This window comes from Luteococcus sp. H91 (genome assembly GCF_038433135.1).
GTDB lineage: Bacteria > Actinomycetota > Actinomycetes > Propionibacteriales > Propionibacteriaceae > Luteococcus.
Map to the genome: position 1 here is coordinate 359,672 of NZ_JBCDMV010000002.1, position 23,798 is coordinate 383,469.

General features: G+C 68.1%; 19 protein-coding genes and 1 tRNA gene. 10 read left to right on the forward strand and 10 right to left on the reverse strand.

The annotated features are described in order from the left end of the window. Positions 1-11: 11 nt before the first annotated feature. The 3 genes from AAEX57_RS02380 to AAEX57_RS02390 form a co-directional block, all read right to left on the reverse strand. Positions 12-1,256, reverse strand: a complete 1,245-nt coding sequence (locus AAEX57_RS02380; RefSeq protein ID WP_342090659.1) for a L,D-transpeptidase family protein — start codon at positions 1,254-1,256, stop codon at positions 12-14. Positions 1,257-1,462: 206 nt separating this feature from the next. Beyond that, complete coding sequence (gene typA / locus AAEX57_RS02385; RefSeq protein WP_342090660.1) at positions 1,463-3,346, reverse strand: translational GTPase TypA; 1,884 nt, start codon at positions 3,344-3,346, stop codon at positions 1,463-1,465. 151 nt (positions 3,347-3,497) lie between these two features. Then, positions 3,498-4,997, reverse strand: coding sequence for an amino acid permease (locus AAEX57_RS02390; RefSeq protein ID WP_342090661.1), 1,500 nt, complete (start codon positions 4,995-4,997; stop codon positions 3,498-3,500). A gap of 162 nt (positions 4,998-5,159) precedes the next feature. On the opposite strand from AAEX57_RS02390, the gene AAEX57_RS02395 reads away from it, so the two are divergent. Next, positions 5,160-5,594 carry a DUF3151 domain-containing protein gene (locus AAEX57_RS02395; RefSeq protein WP_342090662.1) on the forward strand — a complete coding sequence of 145 codons (435 nt, stop codon included), beginning with the start codon at positions 5,160-5,162 and terminating at the stop codon, positions 5,592-5,594. A 148-nt stretch (positions 5,595-5,742) separates the two neighbouring features. Here AAEX57_RS02395 and AAEX57_RS02400 read toward each other — a convergent pair whose 3' ends face one another. Continuing rightward, on the reverse strand, positions 5,743-7,164 hold the full coding sequence (locus AAEX57_RS02400) for an alkaline phosphatase (protein ID WP_342090663.1): 1,422 nt from the start codon (positions 7,162-7,164) through the stop codon (positions 5,743-5,745). A 257-nt stretch (positions 7,165-7,421) separates the two neighbouring features. Between AAEX57_RS02400 and AAEX57_RS02405 the strand changes: the two genes are divergently transcribed. Continuing rightward, complete coding sequence (locus AAEX57_RS02405; RefSeq protein ID WP_342090664.1) at positions 7,422-8,705, forward strand: adenylosuccinate synthase; 1,284 nt, start codon at positions 7,422-7,424, stop codon at positions 8,703-8,705. A 377-nt stretch (positions 8,706-9,082) separates the two neighbouring features. Continuing rightward, entirely contained in the window at positions 9,083-9,640 is a 558-nt protein-coding gene (locus AAEX57_RS02410; protein ID WP_342090665.1) for a hypothetical protein, read from the forward strand. Positions 9,641-9,753: 113 nt separating this feature from the next. Here AAEX57_RS02410 and AAEX57_RS02415 read toward each other — a convergent pair whose 3' ends face one another. Both AAEX57_RS02415 and AAEX57_RS02420 read right to left on the reverse strand, forming a co-directional pair. Then, on the reverse strand, positions 9,754-11,943 hold the full coding sequence (locus tag AAEX57_RS02415) for an NADP-dependent isocitrate dehydrogenase (protein WP_342090666.1): 2,190 nt from the start codon (positions 11,941-11,943) through the stop codon (positions 9,754-9,756). Between the two features lie 164 nt (positions 11,944-12,107). Beyond that, entirely contained in the window at positions 12,108-12,758 is a 651-nt protein-coding gene (locus tag AAEX57_RS02420; protein ID WP_342090730.1) for a TetR/AcrR family transcriptional regulator, read from the reverse strand. 241 nt (positions 12,759-12,999) lie between these two features. Between AAEX57_RS02420 and AAEX57_RS02425 the strand changes: the two genes are divergently transcribed. The 3 genes from AAEX57_RS02425 to AAEX57_RS02435 all read left to right on the forward strand — a co-directional run bounded on the left by AAEX57_RS02425 (position 13,000) and on the right by AAEX57_RS02435 (position 15,766). Beyond that, positions 13,000-13,078, forward strand: a tRNA-Gln gene (locus tag AAEX57_RS02425). A gap of 205 nt (positions 13,079-13,283) precedes the next feature. Then, the gene (gene glmU / locus AAEX57_RS02430) at positions 13,284-14,789 is read left to right on the forward strand and encodes a bifunctional UDP-N-acetylglucosamine diphosphorylase/glucosamine-1-phosphate N-acetyltransferase GlmU (RefSeq protein WP_342090667.1); all 1,506 of its coding nucleotides are present in this window, start codon (positions 13,284-13,286) and stop codon (positions 14,787-14,789) included. Continuing rightward, the gene (locus AAEX57_RS02435; RefSeq protein WP_342090668.1) at positions 14,786-15,766 is read left to right on the forward strand and encodes a ribose-phosphate diphosphokinase; all 981 of its coding nucleotides are present in this window, start codon (positions 14,786-14,788) and stop codon (positions 15,764-15,766) included. The genes glmU and AAEX57_RS02435 overlap by 4 nt, the downstream gene beginning before the upstream one ends. A 200-nt stretch (positions 15,767-15,966) precedes the next feature. Here the strand turns inward: AAEX57_RS02435 and AAEX57_RS02440 are convergent, their stop codons facing one another. Beyond that, a complete protein-coding gene (locus tag AAEX57_RS02440) occupies positions 15,967-18,084 on the reverse strand; it encodes a helicase-associated domain-containing protein (protein ID WP_342090669.1) in 2,118 nt (705 codons plus the stop codon). Next, complete coding sequence (locus AAEX57_RS02445; protein WP_342090670.1) at positions 18,081-19,088, reverse strand: hypothetical protein; 1,008 nt, start codon at positions 19,086-19,088, stop codon at positions 18,081-18,083. Before AAEX57_RS02445 ends, AAEX57_RS02440 begins: the two co-directional genes overlap by 4 nt. Before the next feature lie 136 nt (positions 19,089-19,224). Between AAEX57_RS02445 and nagB the strand changes: the two genes are divergently transcribed. From nagB to AAEX57_RS02460, 3 genes are all read left to right on the forward strand, one after another. Further along, complete coding sequence (nagB, locus tag AAEX57_RS02450; protein ID WP_342090671.1) at positions 19,225-20,013, forward strand: glucosamine-6-phosphate deaminase; 789 nt, start codon at positions 19,225-19,227, stop codon at positions 20,011-20,013. Positions 20,014-20,118: 105 nt separating this feature from the next. Continuing rightward, complete coding sequence (locus tag AAEX57_RS02455) at positions 20,119-20,502, forward strand: cold-shock protein (protein WP_342090672.1); 384 nt, start codon at positions 20,119-20,121, stop codon at positions 20,500-20,502. Further along, entirely contained in the window at positions 20,502-21,290 is a 789-nt protein-coding gene (locus AAEX57_RS02460; protein ID WP_446721053.1) for a DUF3027 domain-containing protein, read from the forward strand. Before AAEX57_RS02455 ends, AAEX57_RS02460 begins: the two co-directional genes overlap by 1 nt. A 30-nt stretch (positions 21,291-21,320) precedes the next feature. Here AAEX57_RS02460 and AAEX57_RS02465 read toward each other — a convergent pair whose 3' ends face one another. Continuing rightward, on the reverse strand, positions 21,321-21,572 hold the full coding sequence (locus AAEX57_RS02465; protein WP_342090674.1) for a DUF2530 domain-containing protein: 252 nt from the start codon (positions 21,570-21,572) through the stop codon (positions 21,321-21,323). A 198-nt stretch (positions 21,573-21,770) separates the two neighbouring features. Between AAEX57_RS02465 and AAEX57_RS02470 the strand changes: the two genes are divergently transcribed. Further along, the gene (locus AAEX57_RS02470) at positions 21,771-23,189 is read left to right on the forward strand and encodes an NCS2 family permease (RefSeq protein ID WP_342090731.1); all 1,419 of its coding nucleotides are present in this window, start codon (positions 21,771-21,773) and stop codon (positions 23,187-23,189) included. Positions 23,190-23,340: 151 nt separating this feature from the next. On the opposite strand, the gene AAEX57_RS02475 is transcribed toward AAEX57_RS02470, so the two are convergent. Then, positions 23,341-23,748, reverse strand: coding sequence for a cupin domain-containing protein (locus tag AAEX57_RS02475; RefSeq protein WP_342090675.1), 408 nt, complete (start codon positions 23,746-23,748; stop codon positions 23,341-23,343). Between the last annotated feature and the right edge of the window lie 50 nt (positions 23,749-23,798).

Here is a 23,798-nt window from a genome sequence, read left to right on the forward strand (position 1 = left end):
TGGAGTGCGGACTACGAGGTGACGATCACCTTGTCGCCAACCCGGACCTGGCTGTACAGCCAACGGGCGTCGGAACGGCTGTTCATGTTCACGCAGCCGTGGCTGCCCCGGCCGGAGTAACCGATCTGCGCGAACTCGCTGGAGTAGTGCACCGCCTGACCACCGGAGAAGAACATGGTGTACGGCATGTTCACGTGGTACAGGGTGGAGTACCAGTTGGGGTGCTTCAGGTAGACCTTGAAGGAGCCGGAACGGGTCGGCAGGCTGGGCCGGCCGGTGCGCACCTTGTAGCTGGCCTGGATCCGGCCGTTGACCACCCAGTACATCTTCTGGTCACCCTTGTCGATGCAGATGGCGCGCCCGGTCAGGCAGCGGCTGTCCAGCCGCACCGAGGGCTTGGTCACCTTCGGGCGCTTCTTGTACTTGGCGATGATCAGGTTGTGGGTGGTGGCGTCGGTCACGCCGGTGGCCTTGAGGCCGTTGTTGGCCTGGAAGCGCTTGACGGCCGCGGTGGTGGCGGGGCCGTACTTGCCGATGATGGCGCTGGCCGGCAGGTAGCCCAGGCCGTTGAGGCGGCCCTGGATCTGCTTGACGGTGTTGTTGTTGTCGCCGGGGCGGGCGATGATCTTGCCGCTGGTGACGGGCTTGGGGGCCGGCTTGTTCGTCTTGCGGGCCTTGTACTTGGCGATGATCAGGTTGTGGGTGGTGGCGTCGGTGACCCCGGTGGCCTTGAGGCCGTTGTTGGCCTGGAAGCGCTTGACGGCCGCGGTGGTGGCGGGGCCGTACTTGCCGATGATGGCGCTGACCGGCAGGTAGCCCAGGCCGTTGAGGCGGCCCTGGATCTGCTTGACGGTGTTGTTGTTGTCGCCGGGGCGGGCGATGATCTTGCCGCTGGTGACGGGCTTGGGGGCCGGCTTGTTCGTCTTGCGGGCCTTGTACTTGGCGATGATCAGGTTGTGGGTGGTGCTGTCGGTGACGCCGGTGGCCTTGAGGCCGTTGTTGGCCTGGAAGCGCTTGACGGCCGCGGTGGTCTGGGTGCCGTAGTACCCGGTGATGGCGCTGACCGGCAGGTAGCCCAGGCCGTTGAGGCGGCCCTGGATCTGCTGGACGGTCTTGCCCCGGCTGCCCATCTTGGCGATCACGGCGTCCGCGGCCGGCATCGGCGCGGCGTCCGCTGGAGCGGTCAGGGTGGGAGTGGCCACTAGAGCGGCAGCTGCGGCTGCGGCGACGAGTGCTCGCGAGATCTTGTGTGACATGGCTGTTGCCCTCCGTGTGAGTTCCTACTCTCAATACGCACGGCCGGGAAAGGCGGTTGCAGTGAAATCTTGAGAGTTTCCCTGAATCTTTCTAATCCTGATCGCATCTTTGCATGACCAGCGGTCCAAGTGCCCCAGTCACCGTCGACTTGGACGCCTGACCCGCTGACCTCGAACGGATCCAAGGTCAGCGGATCAGGATAACTTCAGCTCTTGCTGGCCGCGTTGGCGGCGGCCTTGGCGCGGCTGCGCACCTTGGCCCGGTCGTTCTGGCTGAGCTGCACCTTGCGGATCCGGACGTCCTTCGGGGTCACCTCAAGACACTCGTCCTCGGCGCAGTACTCAAGGGACTCCTCCAGGCTCATCCGACGCGGGGGAATCAGCCGCTCCAGCTCGTCACCCGTCGCGGAGCGCACATTGGTCAGGTGCTTCTCCTTGGTGGGGTTGACATCCATCTCGTCGGGGCGGGAATTCTCGCCGACGACCATGCCCTCGTAGACATCCTCGCCGGGGCCGACGAACAGCGTGCCGCGCTCCTGCAGGTTGAACAGGGTGTAGGAGGTGGTGACGCCCATCCGGTCGGCCACCAGCGAGCCGGTGGGGCGGTTGCGCATTTCACCAGCCCACGGGAAACGGCCCTCGAAGACGTGGTTCATGATGCCGGTGCCGCGGGTCTCGGTGAGGAATTCGGTGCGGAAGCCGATCAGGCCACGCGCGGGCAGCACGAACTCCAGCCGGACCCAGCCGGTGCCGTGGTTGACCATCTGCTCCATCCGGGCCTTGCGGACGCCCATCATCTGGCTGACCGGCCCGACGAATTCCTCGGGGCAGTCGACGGTGAGCCGCTCGAAGGGCTCGTGCAGCTTGCCGTCGACCAGGGTGGTGACCACCTCGGGCTTGCCGACGGTCAGCTCGAAGCCCTCACGGCGCATCATCTCCACCAGCACGGCCAGCTGCAGCTCGCCACGGCCCTGCACCTCCCAGGTGTCGGGGCGGTCGGTGTTGTTGACGCTGATCGAGACATTGCCGATCAGCTCCTGATCCAGGCGCGCCTTCACCAGGCGGGCGGTCAGCAGCTTGCCGACGCGGCCGGCCAGCGGGGAGGTGTTGATGCCGATGGTCATGGAGATGCTGGGCTCGTCGACGTGGATCAGCGGCAGGGCCTTGGGATCCTCCGGATCGGCGATCGTCTCACCGATGGTGATCTCCGGGATGCCGGCGATCGCGATGATGTCGCCGGGGCCGGCCTCGTCGACGGGCTTGCGCTCCAACGCGTCGGTCATCAGCAGTTCGGAGAGCTTCACGTTCTGCTGGGTGCCGTCGCGACGGATCCAGGTGACCTGCTGGCCACGCTTGATCACGCCCTCCTTGATCCGGCACAGCGCCAGACGGCCCAGGTAGGGGGAGGAGTCCAGGTTGGTGACCAACGCCTGCAGCGGCGCGTCCTCGGTGTAGGTGGGGGCGGGGATCGTCTTGGCGATCACCTCGAACAGCGGCTGCAGGTTCTCGCTGTCGGGCATGTCGCCGTCGGCGGGCTGGGTCAGCGACGCACGGCCGGCCTTGGCGGAGGCGAAGACCACCGGGAAGTCCAGCTGGTGGGCCTTCTCGTCGTCGACCAGATCCATGAACAGCTCATAGGTCTCGTCGATCACCTCGGTGATCCGGGCGTCGGGGCGGTCAACCTTGTTGATCACGACGATCAGCGGCAGGTTCTTCGCCAGCGCCTTGCGCAACACGAAGCGGGTCTGGGGCAGCGGGCCCTCGGAGGAGTCCACCAGCAGGATCACGCCGTCGACCATCTCCAGACCGCGCTCCACCTCGCCACCGAAGTCGGCGTGGCCGGGGGTGTCGATGATGTTGATCAGCAGCTCTTCGCCATCGGTCATGGTGTGCTTGACCGCGGTGTTCTTGGCGAGGATGGTGATGCCCTTCTCGCGTTCCAGGTCCATCGAGTCCATCACACGGTTGTTGACGTCGGAGCCTTCACGGAAGGCGCCGGACTGCCACAGCATCGCGTCGACGAGGGTCGTCTTGCCGTGGTCGACGTGGGCCACGATGGCGACATTGCGCAGGTCATTGCGGATCGGCATGCAGGGATTCTCCGAACTTGAGAGGGGATTACGACAAAATCCTACCGCCGGTGGATGGGGCCGCTTGACCACGGCCAGCTGCCTCACAGGGTGCCGCAAGACTGCTGGGGCTCGAACCACTCGGCGTTGGTGCCTTCGCGTCTGGCCGCCCTCAGTGGTTCTGGCTCAGCGTGATTTCCAGATCATGTGGCAGCTGCTCGCCGGTGCCGACGCGGGAACGGCGGTAGCCAAAGGCGGCATAGACCACCACGCCGAGCACCAGCCAGAACAGGAAGCGCAGCCAGGTCTCCACCGCCAGGTTCAACGAGAGCCAGATGCAGATGGCGGCGCTGAGCAGCGGCAGCACCGGCGAGCCGGGCACCCGGAAGGGGCGGTGCAGATCGGGCTGGCGGCGACGCAGCACCGGCACGCCGATGCTGACCAGGATGAAGGCGCTCAGGGTGCCGATGTTGACCATCTCCTCCAGCCGGCCGACCGGGGTGAAGCCGGCCAGCAGCGCGATCACGACGGTGATGATCGCGGCGATCAGCCACGGGGTGCGGTAGGTGGGGTGCACCTTGGCCAGCCGCATGGGCAGCAGGTGATCCCGGCTCATCGCGAAGATGATCCGCACACAGCCGGTGAGCATGGTGAGCACCACCGTGGTGAGGCCCACCACGGCGCCGGCGGCGATCAGCGTCGCCATCCAGGTCTTGCCGTGGTAGCTGAAGGCCTCCGCCAGCGCGGCCGACGGCTTGAGCTGGTCATAGCGCACCATGCCGGTCACCACGATGGACACTGCGCAGTAGAGCGCGGTGCAGATCACCAGTGAGCCGATGATGCCGCGCGGCAGGTCGCGCTGCGGATTCTTGGTCTCCTCCGCGGCGGTGGCGACGACGTCGAAACCCAGGTAGGCGAAGAAGACCAGCGCCGCGCCGGAGAAGATGCCACCGATCCCGAAGGCAGCCTGTTGGTGGCCCAGTACCGCCTGGATCAGCGGCTGGGTGAGTCCGCTGGTCTCGGCCGGCACCGGCACCGGCGCCGGGATGAAGGGGTGGTAGTTGTCGGCATTGACGTAGCCGATGCCGGCCACGATCACGAACAGCACGATGGCCACCTTGAGCGCCACCAGCACGGTCTCCACCCGCATGGACTCCTTGATGCCCACCACCACCAGGCAGCCGAGCACCGCCACCAGCAGCATCGCCGGCAGGTCCACCAGCCCGCCATAGCTCAGCGACGGCGGCAGCGTGATACCCATGTGCCCCAGCAGCACCCCGACGTAGGCGCTCCACCCCTGGGAGACCACCGCCGCGGCCAGCACCAGTTCCAGGATCAGGTCCCAGCCGATGATCCAGGCCACGAATTCACCCATCGACGCGTAGCAGAAGGTGTAGGCGGAACCGGAGACCGGCACGGCGGCGGCGAACTCCGCGTAACAGAGCGCGGCCATTCCGCAGCACAGGGCGGCGACGACGAAGGAGAGCACCACGGCCGGCCCGGACATGGTGTTGGCCACCCGCCCGGTCAGGGTGAAGATGCCGGCGCCGACGATGATGCCGACGCCGAAGACCGTCAGGTCCAGCGCGGAGAGCGACTTCTTCAACTGGTATTCGGGTTCGTCGGTGTCGCGCAGGGACTGCTCGATCGACTTGGTGCGCATGATGTCCATGCAGGCTCGCCACCTCACTGTTCCGGCCTGTTCCGGGAGTCGTCAATTCTTCTCCCTGCCGGTGTCAGGCTCGTCGATTTCCGCATGCTGGGACCGCTCGGTGGGCGAACTTGGGTGGCTCAGGGCCGGGACAGCGCTGGCCCGGCTTCCTATAGTGGGGCCATGTCACCCGAGACCCACCCGAACCTGATGGCCAGCGGCCCCGAGACCCTGCTGCCCACGGACCCCGCCCTGGCCAAGCTCAGCAACGACGGGCTGGACGGCTTCCTGGAGGTGGTGCGCGACCACCCGACCTCCAGCCTGTGCTGGGCGATGCTCGCCGAGGCGGCGTTGCAGTCCGAGAGCCTGGAGGACGACCTGACCGCCTACGCCTATGCCCGCACCGGCTACCACCGGGGGCTGGACTCCCTGCGTCGTAGCGGCTGGCGCGGCTCCGGCCCGGTGCCGTGGAGCCACGTCCCCAACCAGGGCTTCCTGCGCTGCCTGTGGGCCCTGAGTGTCGCCGCCGGCCGGATCGGCGAGGCCGATGAGGCCGAGCGGTGCGCCCAGTTCCTGCGCGACAGCTCCGAAGAGGCCTTCCAGGTGCTCAGCAGCTGACCACACGGCGGCAAGCGCCGTGACGTCTGACGCTGTGGGTGCCCGCCACGCACCGTGACCACGGTGGCCGAGAGGACGCAGCAGGGGCCCACCGAGCGTGCGGTGGGCCCCTGCTGGTTCCCGTCGGGAGGTGCGTCCCCTCCGTGGGTCAGCGAAGGGTCTTCTTGGCGCTCATGGCGGCGGACTTGTTGGCCCACAGGTCCTTGAGCAGCACATTGGCCAGATCGGTGTTGTCCAGGTACTTGCCGCGCACCGGGTCACCGGCGACGGCGCGAGCGGCCAGCTGCTTGGAGCCTGCGCCCTTGGCGTAGACGGGCACCAGCTGGTTGGTGTGGTTGTCGGAGTGCCAGGCGTGCTGTGGCAGACGGCCCTTCTTGCCGCGCAGCAGCGTCCAGTTCGGGTCGGAGACGGCGCCGGAGAGGTAGCCGGTCTCGTGGTCGGCGGTGACGATCACCAGGGTCTCGTCCCAGCTGGAGTTCTTCTCCACCCACGTGTTCACCGCGGCTACGGCCTTGTTGAAGTCCAGGGTCTCCTCGATGTTGCGGGCGCCCTGGTTGCCGTGGCCGGCCCAGTCGATCGCGCCGCCCTCGACCATCAGGGTGAAGCCGTCGGGATCGTTGTCCAGCACGTTCAGCGCACCCTTGGTCATGGTGGCCAGATCGGGCACGTTCTTGTTCAGCGCAACGTCGTAGGGCTGCTCGGACTCGCCGTCGCGGTTCTGCTGCAGCGTGGTGGCCACCTGCGGGATGCCGAAGACCCGCTTTGGGGTCTTGCCCTTGGTGAGCTTCTGGAAGTCGGCCTTGGTCTCCAGCAGCTTCCAACCCTTGGCGCCCTTCTGCAGCGCCTTGTAGTCCTCTTCGGCGATGTAGCCGTACTTGGGGGCCTTCAGCTTGTTGCCGTTGTCGTCGAAGTTGGGGTTGCCGGCGCCCATCATCACGGTCATCTTGGAGGCGACCTCCTGCTTCGCGATGCCGTGGTAGTCATTGCGCGACTTGTTGTGCACCACGTAGGAGGCGGGGGTGGCGTGGCTGAACTGCACCGACGAGATGGAGCCGGCCGACTTGCCCAGGGCAATGGCGCGCTCGGAGATGTTCTCCACCGGGTTGCCGTCGGGGTCGACGCCCAGCCCGGCGTTGTAGGTCTTCACGCCGGAGGACATCGCGGTGCCAGCAGCGGCCGAGTCGGTGGGATCGGCCTTCACGTAGTCGAAGTCGCGCCAGGCGCGCAGCGGGTCGTACGAGCCCTTGACCGAGTAGGTGGCCATGTCCACCTGCACCGGCCAACGCTCCTGCAGGTTGACCGGCTTGCCCTTGACCTCGCGGACCGCACCTTCCTGGCCGACGGCCTGCTTGTAGCTGCGGCCCTTCTGGTAGAGGGAGGCGGCGGCGATCTGGTTGTAGCCCATGCCGTCACCGATCAGCACGATGACATTCTTGGGGGCCTTGGCCTTCTTGACCTTCTTGACGGGCTGGGGAGCGGCATCGGCGGCGGTGCCGTTGGTGCCCGCACAGGCAAAGCTGGCCACCAGGGCGAGGCTGGCCAGTGAGGCGGCGATTCGACGATTCTGCATGGGTTCTCTCCTTCGAGGAGCTCCGTGTGGGGGGAGCGTGCTACTGGATGTAGTAACAACCCAATCCGGTGTAGGTGGCATCGGCGTAGCCTTCAGGTGACGTTCAGGTGACCTTTGCTCTTGCGGACGTCCCCGAGGTCGGTGACATGCGTGGGATAGAGTTGTGCGGCAAGAGCCCGCTTGCACTGTGCAAGGGGCTTCACCTGTTTCTGGCGTCGGGCAGCCATGTTGGCGCCGACGAGACTTGGAGGGCTGCAATGCCTGGCATCGTGGTGATCGGTACCCAGTGGGGCGACGAGGGCAAGGGCAAGGCCGTTGACCAGCTGGGGGAGCGCGTCGACTTCTGCGCTCGCTACTCCGGCGGCAACAATGCCGGGCACACGGTGGTGGTCAACGGGCAGAAGACCGTACTGCACCTGCTGCCGTCGGGCATCCTCAACCCCAACACCACCTGTGTGCTGGGCAATGGCGTGGTGATCGATCTGGACGTGCTCTACACCGAGCTCGACGAGCTGGCCGAGCGTGGCACCGAGGTGCAGCACCCGAAGATCTCCGCCACCGCGCACGTGCTGACCAGCTACCACCAGACCATGGACAAGGTCACCGAGCGCTTCGCTGGCAAGCGCAAGATCGGCACCACCGGCCGCGGGATCGGCCCGGCCTATTCGGACAAGATCAACCGGATGGGCATCCGGGTGCAGGACCTGTTCGACTCCGAGGTGCTGCGCGACAAGGTGACCGCGGCCCTGGCCAGCAAGAACAGCCAGCTGGTCAAGATGTACAACCGGCCCGAGATCCGCGTCGACGAGGTGGTGGATCAGCTGCTCAAGCACCGCGACCGGATCCAGCCGCACGTCGTCGACTCCGCGCGGGTGCTCAACCAGGCACTCGACGAGGGCAAGGTGGTGCTCTTCGAGGGCGCCCAGGCCCACCACCTGGACGTCGACCACGGCACCTATCCCTACGTCACCAGCTCCAACCCGACCGCCGGCGGCGCCTGCACCGGCACTGGCGTCGGTCCCACCCGGATCGATCGAATCGTCGGTATCGCGAAGGCCTACACCACCCGCGTCGGCGAGGGCCCCTTCCCCACCGAGCTCTTCGACGCCGACGGCGAGCGCCTGCGCGCCGAGGGTGGCGAATTCGGCGCGACGACCGGCCGTCCGCGCCGCTGCGGCTGGTTCGACGCCCTGGTGGTGGAGCAGGCGGCCACCTTCAATGGCTGCACCGACATCTTTCTCACCAAGCTGGACATCCTGTCCGGCTGGGACACCATCCCGGTGTGCGTCGCCTACGAGATCGACGGCAAGCGCGTCGAGTACTTCCCGGTGGACACCAATGAGCTGGCCAAGGCCACCCCGGTCTTCGAGTACCTGGACGGCTGGCACGAGGACATCTCCGGTGCCCGGCACTTCGACGACCTGCCGGCCAACTGCCAGGCCTACGTCAAGCGCCTGGAGGAACTGATCGGCTGCCGGATCTCCGGCATCGGCGTCGGCCCCGGCCGCGAGCAGACCGTGACCATCAACGACCTGCTCTGATCCAGCACGTCACGGCGACGCCCGTCCACCCTTGGGTGGACGGGCGTCGTGGCTGTCGGGCGCCGTGGACTGTCGTGGTGCCGGGTCAGCGACGGCAGTCGTGATCGCCGGTGCTGCCCCGCGGGCAGTCGCGCTCGGGCGGGGCCACGGCCTCGACGGTGCTCTTTCCCGGATGCGGTGAGGGCCGCTGGGAGGTGGGGGCCGGCTGGCTGGTGTGAGGCCCGCCCGGTGACATGGACGTCGGCGCCGTCGTGCCGGGCTTGGTGTGACCCGGTTGGGTCCCACCCGGGCCGTCGCTATCGGGCGGGGTCATGGTGGAGGTGGCGGGCCCGGCGGGATCCGGGCTGGACGACTCATCCGGTTCCACCGTGCTGCGGGTGTCCACCGAGGACTGCGATCCGGCCGGATCGGTGGCCGTGCTGTGTGTTCCCGGCTGGTGGGTCTGCGGGGCCGTCTGGGAGGGCGTGGGGGTTGGCGTCGTCTCCCAACTCTCGCCCAGGGGCGGCGGGGGCGTGGCACTGGGCGTGGGCGTGCTGCCGGGTGTCTGCTCGCCATCGGCGGACGGTGTGGCCGATGCAGTGGGGCTCTGCCCCATGCTGCTGCTCGCCTGGGATTCGGCGGGCAGCGGCGTCGTCGAGGCGGGGCTCTCATCCATCGGCGACGGGCTGGGCGCCGCCGTGCTGGACGGGTCGGTCGGGCTCGGACTTGCTGGGACTGCGGGCGCGCTGATCCTGGCCGACGGCGCGGGGCCAGGCTGGCTCAACGACTGCAAGGGCACGAAGGTGTTCACAAAGGCGGATGCGACCACGGCCGTGAGGAAGACGGCCGAGCCAGTACGGGCGACGCTCATGGGGCTCTTCTCTCGGACTCGGACGCAAGGTGTGGGGGGCGAGCCGACGACGGCTCCCTTGCGCTTGTCCGGAACAATACCCTGAAGCTGAACGGCTGCTGAAAGCGCGGGTGGGTCATTTCATCCCGGCGCAACATCGGCGCGACAACAGTAGGGCCCGGGCTTTGCGCCCGGGCCCTCCTCAAGGTGATCGATGGGTCACTTCAGCGTGGCGAGGGCCTCGTTGAAGGTGGCCGACGGGCGCATCACGGCGCTGATCCTGGCCTCGTCCGGGCGGTAGTAGCCACCGATGTCGGCCGGCTGGCCCTGCACCGCGAGCAACTCATCGGCGATGGTCTGCTCGTTGTCACCCAGCTGCTGGGCCACATTGGTGAAGGCCTGCGCCAGCTCGGCGTCGTCGGTCTGCGCCGCCAGCTCCTTGGCCCAGTAGAGCGCCAGGTAGAAGTGCGAACCGCGGTTGTCGATCTGGCCGACCTTGCGGGCCGGGCCCTTGTTCTCGTTGAGCAGGGTCTCGGTGGCCTTGTCCAGCGCCTCGGCGAGCACCTCGGCCCGCTTGTTGCTGTCGAAGGCCGCCAGGTGGCGCAGGCTCTCGGCCAGCGCCATGAACTCGCCCAGCGAATCCCAGCGCAGGTAGTTCTCCTCCACCAACTGCTGCACGTGCTTGGGGGCGGAGCCGCCGGCGCCGGTCTCGAACAGGCCGCCACCATTCATCAGCGGCACCACCGAGAGCATCTTGGCGCTGGTGCCCAGCTCCAGGATCGGGAACAGGTCGGTGTTGTAGTCGCGCAGCACGTTGCCGGTGACGGAGATGGTGTCCTCGCCCTTGCGGATCCGGTCGATGGAGAACTTGGTGGCCTCCATCGGGCTCATGATCTGGATGTCCAGGCCGCTGGCGTCGCCGACCACCTCGGGATCGGCCAGGTACTTGTTGACCAGCTCGATCAGGTTGCGGTCGTGGGCGCGCTCGGGATCCAGCCAGAAGACGGCGGGGGTCTTGGAGAGGCGGGAGCGGGTCACGGCCAACTTCACCCAGTCGCGGATCGGGGCGTCCTTGGCCTGGCAGGCGCGCCAGATGTCACCGGGCTCGACGTCATGCTCCATCAGCACCTCGCCGGCGGCATTGACCACCTGCACCTTGCCAGCGGTGGCGATCTCGAAGGTCTTGTCATGGCTGCCGTACTCCTCGGCCTTCTGCGCCATCAGGCCGACATTCGGCACCGAACCCATGGTGGTCGGGTCGAAGGCGCCATTGGCCTTGCAGTCGTCGATGACGACCTGGTAGATGCCGGCATAGGAGCTGTCCGGGATCACGGCCAGGGTGTCCTGCTGCTGGCCGGCGGCATTCCACATCTGGCCGGAGGTGCGGATCATGGCCGGCATGGAGGCGTCGACGATCACGTCGCTGGGGACGTGCAGGTTCGTGATGCCCTTGTCCGAGTTCACCATGGCCAGCGCGGGACCGTTGGCCAGTTCCTCGTCGAAGGAGGCCTTGATCTCGGCGCCATTGGGCAGCGCGTCCAGCCCGGCGAAGATGCCGCCCAGGCCGTTGTTGGCGCTGAGATCGGCCGCCTCCAGATCCTTGCCGTACTTCTCGAAGGTCTGCGGGAAGAAGGCCTTGACGACGTGGCCGAAGATGATCGGGTCGCTGACCTTCATCATGGTGGCCTTGAGGTGGGTGGAGAACAGCACGCCCTCGTCCTTGGCGCGCTTGACCTGCTCGGCCAGGAAGGAGTCCAGGGCCTTGGCGCGCAGCACGGTGCCGTCGATCACCTCGCCGGCCAGCACGGGCAGCGACTCCTTCAGTGCGGTGACGGAGCCGTCGGCGGCCACCAGCTGGATCTTCAGGGTGTCCTCGGCGGGCATCACGACGGAGAGCTCGTTGTGCCGGAAATCATCGCCGCTCATGGTGGCGACATTGGTCTTGGACTCGGCGCTCCAGGCGCCCATCGAGTGCGGGTTCTTGCGGGCGTAGTTCTTGACCGCGATCGGGGCGCGACGATCGGAATTGCCCTCGCGCAGCACCGGGTTCACGGCGGAGCCCTTGACGGCGTCGTACTTGGCCTTGTCCTCGTCGGAGGCGGTGTCGTAGTCGGGCAGGTCGACGCCCTGGGAGCGCAGCTCGTCGATGGCGGCCTTCAACTGCGGCATGGAGGCCGAGATGTTGGGCAGCTTGATGATGTTGGCCTCGGGGGTCTTGGCCAGCTCACCGAGCTCGGCCAGCGCATCGTCCTGCTGTCCGAAGGCGGCAAGGATGCGGCCGGCCAGCGAGATGTCGCGGGTCTCGACCTCGACGCCGGCGGTGCTCAGGTAGGCCTGGATGACCGGCAGCAGGGAGTAGGTGGCGAGCAGCGGTGCCTCGTCGGTGTGGGTGTAGATGATCTTCGCCATGGGCTGGGGCTTCCCCTCAAATCGTCTGGACGTCTAACCGTCAACTGGCAGGGGCTGGCGGCCGTGCCAGCCTTCCTTCGCCACCCTATCGGACCCGTCCGACAGTTTTCGCGGGCTGACTTTCCCTGTGCCACCCGGCCGCTTCCCGGCCAGTGGGCTGCCCTTCAGACGCCCGGTCGGCGGTTCCGGCGTCGGCCAGCACCTTCGGTCGGCATCTCGCGCACGGTGAGTTGCGGCTCGGGCACCAGGTTGGCCATCCCATTCCAGGCCAGGTTCACCAGGTGGGCGGCCACCACCTCCTTGGGCGGCTGGCGGGTGTCCAGCCAGCTCTGGCCGGCCAGCGCCACCAGGCCAACCAGCGCCTGGGCATAGGTGCCGGCGAAGCCCGGGTTGAAGCCGTGCCGCTTGAGCGGCTCCGCCAGGAGGCCCTCCACCCGGCCGACGATGTCGGACAGGATGCTGGCGAAGGAGCCCTGGGCTGCCACCACCGACGAGTCCCGGGCCAGGATCCGGAAGCCGTCCGGGTGCTCGTCCAGGTAGTCCATCAGTGCCAGCGCGCCGTACTCGATCAACTCGCGTGAGGTGGCATCGGGCGTGGTCAGCGCGGTGCGGATGGCGTGGTGCAGGCGGGTGACCTCGCGATCCACCACCACCGCGTAGAGCCCCTCCTTGCCGCCGAAATGCTCGTAGACCACCGGCTTGCTGACCTGGGCGGTTGCGGCGATCTCCTCGACGCTGGTGCCCTCGAAACCCTTCTGGGCAAAAAGTTCCCGGGAGACGCTGATCAGCTGTTCGCGACGCTCGGCGCTGGTCATTCGGATGCGGGCGCCGCGCCGGGCCCGGATGGGGGCGGTTCGGCCGGCGTGACTGGGTTCGGGCTGGCTGCTGAGCGGCTGCGCCCTGAGGTTCTCACTGTCCGGCATGCCGCCCATGATCCCACAGCCGTCGATCCGCAGTCCCGGCCCAGCCAGCCCCCCTCGGTCAGGGGTGGGCCGCAGTACCGCCCGTGCCGTAAGGTGTACGGAGTCCTTTGTGCGCCACGGCGCGACGGGACGTTCCCCGGTTGGTCTGCCGGCAGGGCCCGCCTGACTTTGAATCAGGATTAGCGACAGTGGTTCGACTCCACTCCGGGGAGCAGCAAGGCAGGGCCTCGACATCGGTCGGGGCCCTGTGTCGTTCGCGGGGCCTGCGCCAGGCCGTCGCGACGTCGGGCGGACCGGGCCGGGGCCGATCAGTGCGGCACGGTCGCCGAGCATCGACGCGGTAGAGTTCCACCGGAGCACTGATGAGGCAGTATCTCCCTGTCAGTGGCAGGAAGCTGCCGGACCCGAAGGAGCCACGTGACCAGTCAGCAGCCCGAGCCCGCCCAGCAGGTGTCGGCCGTCGTCGTCCTTGCCGCCGGCGGCGGTACCCGCATGAAGTCCAACACCTCCAAGTTGTTGCACCAGGTGGCGGGGCACTCCATGCTCAGCTACGCCGTCAATGCCGCTGAGGAGGTTGAGCCGGAGCACCTCGTCGTGGTCGTCGGCCACAAGCGGGAGCAGGTGCTGCAGCACCTGTCCGAGATTGCCCCCAATGTGGTCACCGCGGTCCAGGAGGAGCAGAAGGGCACCGGGCACGCCGTCCAGTGCGGCCTGCAGGGGCTCGGCGAGTTGCGCGGCGAGATCCTTGTCACCTATGGCGACGTGCCGATGCTGACCGGTCAGACCCTGATCGAGCTGGTGCAGGAGCACCGTGCCCAGAGCAACCACATCACCGTGCTGACCGCGAAGGTTCCCGAGCCCTTCGGTTACGGCCGGATCATCCGGGATGGTGACCAGATTGCCAAGATCGTGGAGCAGAAGGACGCCAGCCCCCAAGAGGCTGCCGTCACCGAGATCAACTCCGGCATCTACATCTTCAACGCCGAAACGCTCTACGAGGGCCTCAAGCACCTCAAGACCGACAACGCCCAGGGCGAGCTCTACCTGACCGACGTGATCTCCACCGCCCGCGGCAACAGCGAGCGGGTGGGCGCCTACATGATCGACGATCTGTGGCAGACCGAGGGCGTCAACGACCGGGTGCAGCTGGCCCGGATGAATGAGGAGATGAACCGCCGGATCGTCGAGAAGTGGATGAAGAGCGGCGTCACCGTCCAGGACCCGCGGACCACGTGGATCCAGCAGGGCGTCGACATTGCGCAGGACGTCACGATCCTGTCCGGGACACATCTGGAGGGCGCCACCAGCATCGCCACCGGCGCCGTGATCGGACCCGACACCACCCTGACCGACGTCGAGGTGGGCGAGGGCGCCACCGTCATCCGCAGCCACGGCTCGCTGAGCGTGATCGGCGCCGGCGCCACCGTCGGCCCGTTCAGCTTCCTGCGCCCCGGCACCGAGTTGGGCGCCGAGGGCAAGATCGGCGCCTTCGTGGAGACCAAGAATGCCCAGATCGGCGACGGCTCCAAGGTGCCGCACCTGACCTACTGCGGCGACGCGCGGATCGGTGAGGGCGTCAACGTCGGCGCCGGCACGATCTTCGCCAACTACGACGGCACCAACAAGTCGGTCACCCATCTGGGTGACGACGTCTTCATCGGCTCCAACTCCGTCCTGGTCGCGCCCGTGGACATTGCCCCCGGTGCGTTCGTCGCCGCCGGATCGGCCGTCGTCGAGGACGTTCCGGCCGGTGCCATGGCCGTCGCCCGCGGCCGGCAGGCCGTCAAGGAAGGCTGGGTGGCCACCAAGCGGCCCGCCTCCAAGGCCGCCGGCTCCGCCGCGCAGGCCAGCCCCGAGATCCACCCGGACGTTGCCGCGTCCCGGGAGAAGATGGCCAACGTCAAGCCGGAGGACTACAAGTGAGCGGTGTCAAGCGCCCGAATGACAAGCATCTGATGCTCTTTGCGGGGCGTGCGTACCCCGAGCTGGCGCAGGAGATCGCGGAACTAACCGGCGTGAGCCTGGTGCCCACCAGGGCGATCGACTACGCCAACTCCGAGACCTATGTTCGCTTCGAGGAGTCGGTGCGCGGCGCCGACGCCTTCGTGATCCAGAGCCACTGCGCCCCGGTGAACCAGTGGATGATGGAGCAGTTGATCATGGTGGACGCCCTCAAGCGCGCCTCCGCCAAGCGGATCACGGTGGTCAGCCCCTTCTACCCCTATGCCCGTCAGGACAAGAAGCACCTGGGCCGCGAACCCATCAGCGCCCGGCTGATGGCCGACCTGTACAAGGCCGCCGGGGCGGACCGGATCATGTCCGTCGACCTGCACGCCGCGCAGATCCAGGGCTTCTTCGACGGCCCCGTGGATCACCTGTGGGCGCTGCCGGTGCTCAGCGACTACGTCAAGCAGAACTACTCCACCGAAGAGATGGTGGTGGTCTCGCCCGACGCCGGCCGGGTGCGGCTGGCCGACATGTTCACCGACCGGCTGGGCTGCCCGCTGGCCATCATCCACAAGCGGCACGACGTGAATGTGGCCAACCAGGTGAAGGTGCACGAGGTGGTCGGCGACGTGAAGGGCAAGACCTGCCTGCTGGTCGACGACATGATCGACACGGCCGGCACCATCTGCCAGGCCGCCGAGGCCCTGATGGAGCACGGCGCCAAGCAGGTGATTGCCGCCGCGACCCACCCGGTCTTCTCCGGTCCGGCCAAGGAGCGGCTGGAGGCGAGTGCCTTCAGCGAGGTGATCGTCACCAACACACTGCCGCTTCCCGAGGGCTTCAAGGAACTGGACAAGGTGAAGGTGCTCTCGATCGCGCCGCTGATCGCCCAGGCGATCCACGAGGTCTTCGAGGACGGTTCGGTCACCAGCCTGTTCGGCGGCAACGCCTGACTTGGGGACCCGACCTCGTCCCACTGCGATACTGACCGCATCTGGCACCGACTACGGTGCCGGATGCGGTCAGTACATTTGTCCAGGAATTGTGGCCTCAAGAATCCGCGAAATCGGCCTGCCGAACTCGCCTTCATTCCTTCTCCGAAGGGCCTCGACGGGCTCGGCCATCGTGGTTGCGGGTGGCTGTGAGCGCCAGGTCAGGCCGGACGGACGCTGACCATCCGGCTGACCGGCAGGGTGAAGGGGCCCTCGGCCTTCTTCATCAGCCGGGCGGTGCCGCCGGAGAGCGCCAGCACCCGTACCTCCGCGGTCTGCGGGGTGCCGTCATTGCCGACATATTCCAACCGCCACCACCCGGGCATCCCGATCGAGTCGCTGAGCGCGGTCAGCAGGTTTCCCGCGGCCAGGGCGTGCTTGCGGCCCTCGTCGCGGGCCAGCAGTTCCGCCACCACCGCGTCGGCATCCACGCGTCGGGCGCCCTCCTCGAAGGGCACGACCGTGGCCTTGGCGCGGCGCGGCGGCGGGGTGGTGTAGCGCGTCCCGGTGGAATCCTGCGCCACCGGCGCCAAGCCCATGTCGCGCAGGAAACTGACCAGCTCGGCGGGTTCCGCGGCCGCGGCCAGCACCGTCGGGGCCAGCTTGCGCAGCCCCAGCACCCGGGCGTCGCCATGCCCCAGGATCGCGTCGACGATCACCGGGTCATCCACCGTCACCACACTGCCGACGGCGCTGACCTGCACCTGGCCGTGCTTGCGGGCGACGTCGGTCACCAGGTAGTCCAGCGACTGGGGCACGGGGGTCACCGAGTGCTGGGTGATCCAGGCTCGGATCTCATCGGCTGTCCAGCCGGCATCCAACCCGCGACGCACACTACTCGCGGTGAAGCGATGCACCCCGGCTCCGCCGCTGGATTCCCGATCGGCCAGCAGACCCATCACCTGCGCGACGTCCGCGCGCAGCGGCGCGGGGGTGACGGCCGTCAGGTCCGACTGGATCACGAAGTCGGTGACCGGCTGCGGGAAACCCGGGTCCTGGTCCGCATCGGCCAGCTGGGTTCGCTTGCCCAACGCGACCAACCCGAACCAGCCGAATTCCACCAGGAACTGCTGACAGGCCAGCTCCAGATCCAGTTTGGTCCAGGCGGGCCGCAGCCACCCGATCCGCGACGCCAGCACCGACGCCTCGATCGGTGCGCCCGGTGCCGCGGCCTGGATCTGGGTGGCTGCCAGGCGTCGCAGTGCCCCGGCCCAGGCGACGGTGTTGCCCGGTGCCAGGGCGGGGGCGGCGAGGTCGGCGAGCGAATCCAGCGCCAGCCAGGCGTCGCGCAGTCGCAACCAGCGCTGCCAGCCGTCCAGCTCGAGCCACTGGTCGAAGTGATGAGTGGGGAGCCACGCGCTCGGCGTGCTCGCGATCAGCCCGGCGCGTTCGGCCACCAGCAGGAGCAGCAGGGTGCGCTGGGCGCCGCCGACCTCGCGGGAAAGGGCCGCCAGGTCGCGTTTGGCCAGGGCGCCGGTGGCCAGCGGGCGGGGTTGCATGCGCCCCATGGCCTCGATCAACACCTCGGTGTTGGCCACCAGTTCGAAGGCGCTGCCCAGACCGGCCTGGTCCACCACTCGGGAATCGCTCCCGGCCGGCCAAGATGGGACGACGGGGGAGAGCTCGTCGCTGAACAATCGCCCGCCGCGCAAGCGCAGCGCCACCTCCCGTGGCAACACGATGGTGTCCTGATCCAGCGGGCGAAGCAGCTTGTGGAAGAGCAGTTGGTCCACCGGACGGGTGGAGCTGGCGGAGCCGCGGCGGTCGGCCTGCGCCACCCGGCCCGTCGGGTTGGTCCACAGCAGGCGGTCCAGCACCGCGCGGCCCGGCTCCCCGACGATCGCCAGCGCCTGGTCGATCTGGCTGTCGGTCAGGGGCATCGACGACTCGCCGGCCAAGCCGGCGGGATAGTGGCCGAAGGCGGTGCGCACGGCACGGGTGATGTGCCAGCTGCGGTCGGTGCCCCAGGCCAGGGCACGGCGCTGCAGGGCGCGGACGGCCTGGTCGACGTGGCCCCGCTCGGCCGCCATCACCGCAGCCAGGTGGCGGGTGCTGATCGCGTCGGGGCTGGCGGCCAGCGCCAGGGCGACGCGTCGCTGCCAGGCGTCCAACCCCTCGATCGCGAGCTGGGTTGAGGCGGGGCCGACGGCGCGATCCACCAGCTCGCCCAGGTCCAGCGGGCGGGGGATGGCCAGATCCGGCCGCAGCCGGACCAGTTCGGCAAGCTCCTCCGCGCCCAGGCCGCGGATCACGTCCGCGATGGAGCGCGCGCCGCTCACCGCTGCATCCGCTTGCGCAGGTGGTTGTAGCTGCAGGCCAGGCTGGCGGGAATCATCAGTAGGCACAGCATGCGGCCGAGCGGCATCATGTGCAGCGTCCAGTCCTGGTACACCATCGCGTCGTACAGCACGGTCAGCAGCATCGCCCACAGCGCCAGGTTGAACAGTGAACGCAACAGCACACCGCCCGCATCGGTCCGGCGGGTCAGGATGGAGCCGGCCAGCAGCATCAGGTAGCTCAACCCGGGCACCAGGGCGCCGAAGGCCAGCACCGCCAGCGTCAGCGGGCCGGTCTCGGAGACCACCGTCTGGGCATTCAGTTGGGTGGGCAGCGGCCGCTGGGCCGGCGGCTGCGGGCCGAACTGCTGCTGCATCGGCAGTTGTTGCGGGGCCTGCGGCGTGCCGGGGCGGGGCGCCGGGTCAAAGGGGTTCGCGGGGCGTTGCGGCACGTGCTGCTCCGGGCGGAGCTGTTGCGGTGGCGCCTGGTGCGTGGCCTGTCCGTGCGCGGCACCGACGGGTGGTGGCAGCGGCACCGGCTGGCCGGCCGGCGGCGGGAACTGCCCAGGTGTCGGCACCGCGGTCATCCGGGCATGAGCCGTGGTGGGCGGTACCGCTTCCGGGACTTGGGCGTGGCCGAAGTCGGCCTGCTGGGGGGCGCCCGACGGCGGGGGGAAGGCTGGCGACCCGGCGTCGGGTTGGGCAGCCGGCCCCAGCGGCATCCGCGGATTCCAACGGCCCCCGGCATGCACCGCGCCCCAGGCGGAATCGGCTGCCACCACGGTGTCGAAGGGGGAGTACGGGTCTCGGGGATCCTCCTGCCGGGGTGCCAGCGACTCCAGCGGAACCACCGTCGGCTCCTGGAAAGCGGTGGGCGGCTCCGTCGGCTGGCCGTCGGCCGGGTTCGGCGGGGGCTCCTCGACGGTCAGCGCGGCGACCCTGGGCGTCGCGAATCCCTCGGGGCGCTCCACGGGCGCGTACTGCGCGCCATCGGTCCAGTCAGCCATGCCCTTCAGTCTAGGCGGCCCCACTGACATCCCGTCAGTGAGCGCCAGCGCGCGACGCTCACCGTCGCTGAGCAAATGCGCGTAACAGGTGAGCGATTCGCTCGGTTGTCCTCCCATCGCTCCTAGCCTCGGCCACATGGAGATCATCATCGTCGACAATTCCGAACAGATCGGACGGGTGGCAGCCGGACGGCTGAGCCACTGGATCAAGGGCATCGAGGCTCCCGTGCTGGGCGTGGCCACTGGCAGCTCCCCGCTGGGCATCTACACCGACCTGGTCCGTCGGGTGGGCGCGGGGGAGTTGGACCTCTCGAAGGCCAGCGCCTTTGCGCTGGATGAATACGTCGGCCTGCCCGCGGACCATCCGCAGAGCTATGCCGACACCATTCGTCGTACCGTCACCGAACCGCTGGGGATGGATCCGCAGCGGGTGCACGTACCCGACGGCATGGCCGATGACATCGACGCCTTCTGCCAGTCCTATGAGGACGCCATCATCGCCGCCGGTGGCGTGGATGTGCAGATCCTGGGCATCGGCCCCAATGGGCACATCGGCTTCAACGAGCCCGGCAGCTCGCTGGCCAGCCGCACCCGGATCAAGACACTCAGCAAGGCCACCCGCCAGGCCAATGCCCGCTACTTCAGCGACGAGTCCCAGGTGCCCACGCACTGCCTCACCCAAGGCCTGGGCACCATCCTGGACGCCCGGCACCTGCTGCTGGTGGCCGACGGCGAGCGCAAGGCCGATGCCATTGCCGCCATGGCCGAGGGCCCATTGGGAACCCACTGCCCGGCCACCGCGGTGCAACTGCACCGGCATGTCGTGGTGGTCGTCGACGAGGCCGCCGCCAGCAAGTTGCGCCATGCCGACGAGTACCGCGAGGTGCAGCGGCTGAAGCCCGACTGGCAACGGATCCCCGGCTGAGCGCCCCGGCGACGGACCAATCCGGTGGTGCCTGGCGCGCTGGCCGGTTATCCTCATCTAACCTGTGCCCATCGGTTCAGGTGACATCGACCAAGCGAGGATGAAGTGCCCATCGGCAAGGTGCGTTTCTACGACGCGGAGAAGGGTTTTGGCTTCCTGAGCAAGGAGGACGGCGGCGACGTCTACGTGCGCGCCAATGTGCTGCCCGAGGGAGTCACCTCGTTGAAGCCGGGACAGAAGGTGGAATTCGGCATCATCGAGGGGCGACGTGGTGAGCAGGCGCTCAGCGTGCGGCTGATCGACGCCCCGCCGTCGCTGTCCAAGGCGAGCCGCAAGAAGCCCGACGAACTGGCTGTGATCACCGAGGACCTGATCAAGCTGCTGGACGGCATCGGCAATGGCTACCGGCACGGCCGCCACCCCGACGCCAAGCATTCCAAGCAGATCGCGATGATGCTGCGCAAGGTCGCCGACGAGCTGGAGAAGTGATGGTGGCAGCCACCAGGGCAGGCAAGGCCCCCAAGCTGGATTCCGTCACCGCCGCCGCCGTCGAACAGGCCCGTGAGGCCGTCGTCGAGCACGCCAAGGACTTCGGCGTCGGCGATCACCTGGGGACGGTGGCGGAGGACGAGCGCGTCGTCACCCACCTGTTCGCCTGCCCGCACCCGGCCTACCGGGACTGGCGCTGGGCGGTGACCATGGTGCGTGCGTCGCGCGCCCGCGTCGCCACCATCAATGAGATCGTGCTGCTGCCCAGCGACGACGCCTTGCTGGCCCCCGCCTGGGTGCCGTGGAGCGATCGGATCCAGGCCGGCGACGTCGCCCCCGGCACGCTGCTGCCCACCCCGGACAATGACCCCAGGTTGGAGCCCGGCTTCACCGGTGGCGAGCTCGCCGCCGACGCCGACCCGGCCGAATGGAGCGCCACCCGCGCCGTCGTGCACGAGCTGGGGCTGGGGCGTGAGCGGGTGCTCTCCCAGCACGGCCGCGCCGAGGCCGCGCAGCGGTGGAGCGCCAGCGAGGCGGGCCCGGACAACCAGTCCACCCGGCTGGCCCCGGCCAATTGCGTCACCTGTGGCTACTTCGTCCGGCTGCAGGGCGGTCTGGGCACCATGTTCGGTGCCTGCTCCAACGAGTTCTCGCCCTTCGACGCCAATGTGGTGGCGATCGACCACGGCTGCGGCGGGCACTCCGACGTCGTCGCGGAGGAGCGTGGAGTGGAGCTGGCCGAACCGGTCTTCGACACCATCAGCGTGGACAACAACCTGTTCGACTGACTCCTTGCTGAGCCGAGGTGGTGCTGTGCCTCAGTCGCGACGGCGACGCCGGCGGCTGCACCACCAGATGCCCACCAGCCCCAGCAGCACGCCGCTGACGCCCACCCAGAGCCACCACTGCTGGCCGTTGCTGGCAAGTACGTCGAGCCGCAGCCACAGGGCCAGCGTCGCCACCAGCCACAGCGCGGTGCCGATCTTGGCGACGGTTACGCCGTCTTCGTCCAGCGGCCGGATGGGGGCCTGCACGAAGTGGTGGTGCTCGTTGCCGCGGGGCTCGGTCATGGACGCAAGTCTAGGTGGCGCAGGCGACGCCCATACGATTGGCGCATGGTCATGAAATCCCCCAAGGCGGCACCCACCACGCCGCCCGGTCAGTCTTCCGGCGCCCAACTCTCCGCCCTCGACCGCTGGTTCGAGATCACCCAGCGCGGTTCCGACGTCGGGCGGGAGGTGCGTGGTGGGCTGGTGACGTTCTTCACCATGGCCTACATCATCGCGCTGAATCCGATCATCATCGGCTCCGAGGCCGACATGAACGGCAAGCTGCTCTCCGGCGCGCCCAAATTCCTGGACGCCGCCAGGACCCAGGTGGACTGGGCAGCCGTCGCCGACTCCAAGATGATGGTGGCCGCCGGCACCGCCCTGATCGCCGGCCTGATGACCATCCTGATGGGCGTCTGGGGCCGCTACCCGCTGGGTCTGGCCACCGGACTGGGCCTCAACGCGATGCTGGCCTACGCCATCGCCCCACAGATGACCTGGCCGCAGGCGATGGGCCTGGTGGTCTGGGAGGGCATCCTGATCACCCTGCTGGTGCTCACCGGCATCCGCACCGCCGTCTTCCGGGCCGTGCCGCCGCCGATGCGGACGGCGATCAGCGTCGGCATCGGCCTGTTCATCACCTTCGTCGGCCTGATGGATGCCGGCGTGGTGCGCAAGCCGGCCGGCGCTCCGCCCGTGGAGCTGGGCATCAACGGCTCACTGATGGGCTGGCCGATCGCCGTGTGCATCTTCGGCTTCCTGTTGCTGGTGCTGCTCCACACCCGCAAGGTGCGCGGTGCCATGTTGCTGAGCATCCTGACCACCTCGGTGGTCGCGGTGATCGTCGAGGCCATCTTCAAGATCGGCCCCACCTTCCTGCCCGACGGCAGCAAGAAGGCCACCGGCTGGGCGCTGAACGTGCCCTCGCTCCCCAGCGCCGCCGACTTCGCCAGCCCCAACCTGGGCACCCTGGGCAAGGTGGACATGCTGGGCGCCTTCAGCCCGGGCGGCCACTTCTCCCTCAAGATCTTTCTTGGCCTGTTGCTGCTGGTCTTCAGCCTGCTGCTGGCCGACTTCTTCGACACCGTCGGCACCGTGGTGGCGATCGGTCAGGAGGGTGACTTGCTCAATGAGCACGGCAACCCGCCGCACCTGCAGCAGATCCTGACCGTCGACTCGGTGGCGGCGATGGCGGGCGGCCTGGGCGGCGTCAGCTCCAACACCTCCTACATCGAATCCGCCGCGGGTGTCGGTGAGGGCGCGCGCACCGGCCTGGCCTCCGTGGTCACCGGTCTGGCCTTCCTCGCGTCGATCTTCCTCACCCCGATCGTCGACATGATCCCCTCCGAGGCGGCCGCGCCGGTGCTCGCCTTCGTCGGCTACCTGATGATGAGCCAGGTGGCGCACGTCGACTGGGACGACGTCGAGGACGGCATCCCCGCCTTCCTGACCATCGTGCTGATGCCCTTCGCCTACTCGATCACGACGGGTATTGGCGCGGGCTTCATCGTCTACTGCCTGATCAAGCTGATCAAGGGCAAGGCCAAGCAGGTGCACCCGCTGCTGTGGGGCGTCTCCGCGTTGTTCATCATCTACTTCGCGCAGGGAATCCTGATGAGCCTGGTCAGCAAGGTCTGATCGAAAAGCTTTGGCGGATCCGGCCTGCGGCGGCCGACTACGCGTTGTAGTCGCGAGCGGCTACAATCCGGTGCTGGACGTTGGTCTCCGGCTGGATGAGCCGGTACAAGGCCGGGCGCTCACCCTGGGGGTGGCGCCCGGCCTTCGTCGTTCAGTCGTGCGGCAGCAGCATGGTCACCGTCAGCGTGGTCGGCTCGGTGGCGAGCACCGCATGCCGCAGCATCGGAGTGAGGTGCAGCAGGGATCCGGGCACCAGCTCGACGACACCGTCGGGCAACGTGAAGTCCACCCGGCCGCGCAGCACCTGGATGATCACCGGATGGTGGGCGGCATGCTCCTTCAACTCGTCGCCGGTCTCGAACTCGAAGGCCACCACCTTGGTGGTCTCGTTGTCCAGCACCGCCTTGGCGCCGGGGCGTCCGCCGCGGGAGCTGGACTGGCCACGGGCGTCGGCGACGTAGGTGGAGACGCCACCGCGCTGGCCGGCATCGACGCCCTGGTCGACGTGTCCGACGCGGGGGTCGTCGGCGGGGAGGTCGTTCTCTGTAGCATTTAACACGGCTAGCTCCTTGTTATTGGTTTCCTGTGACGATAGGCCGCGCGGGCACA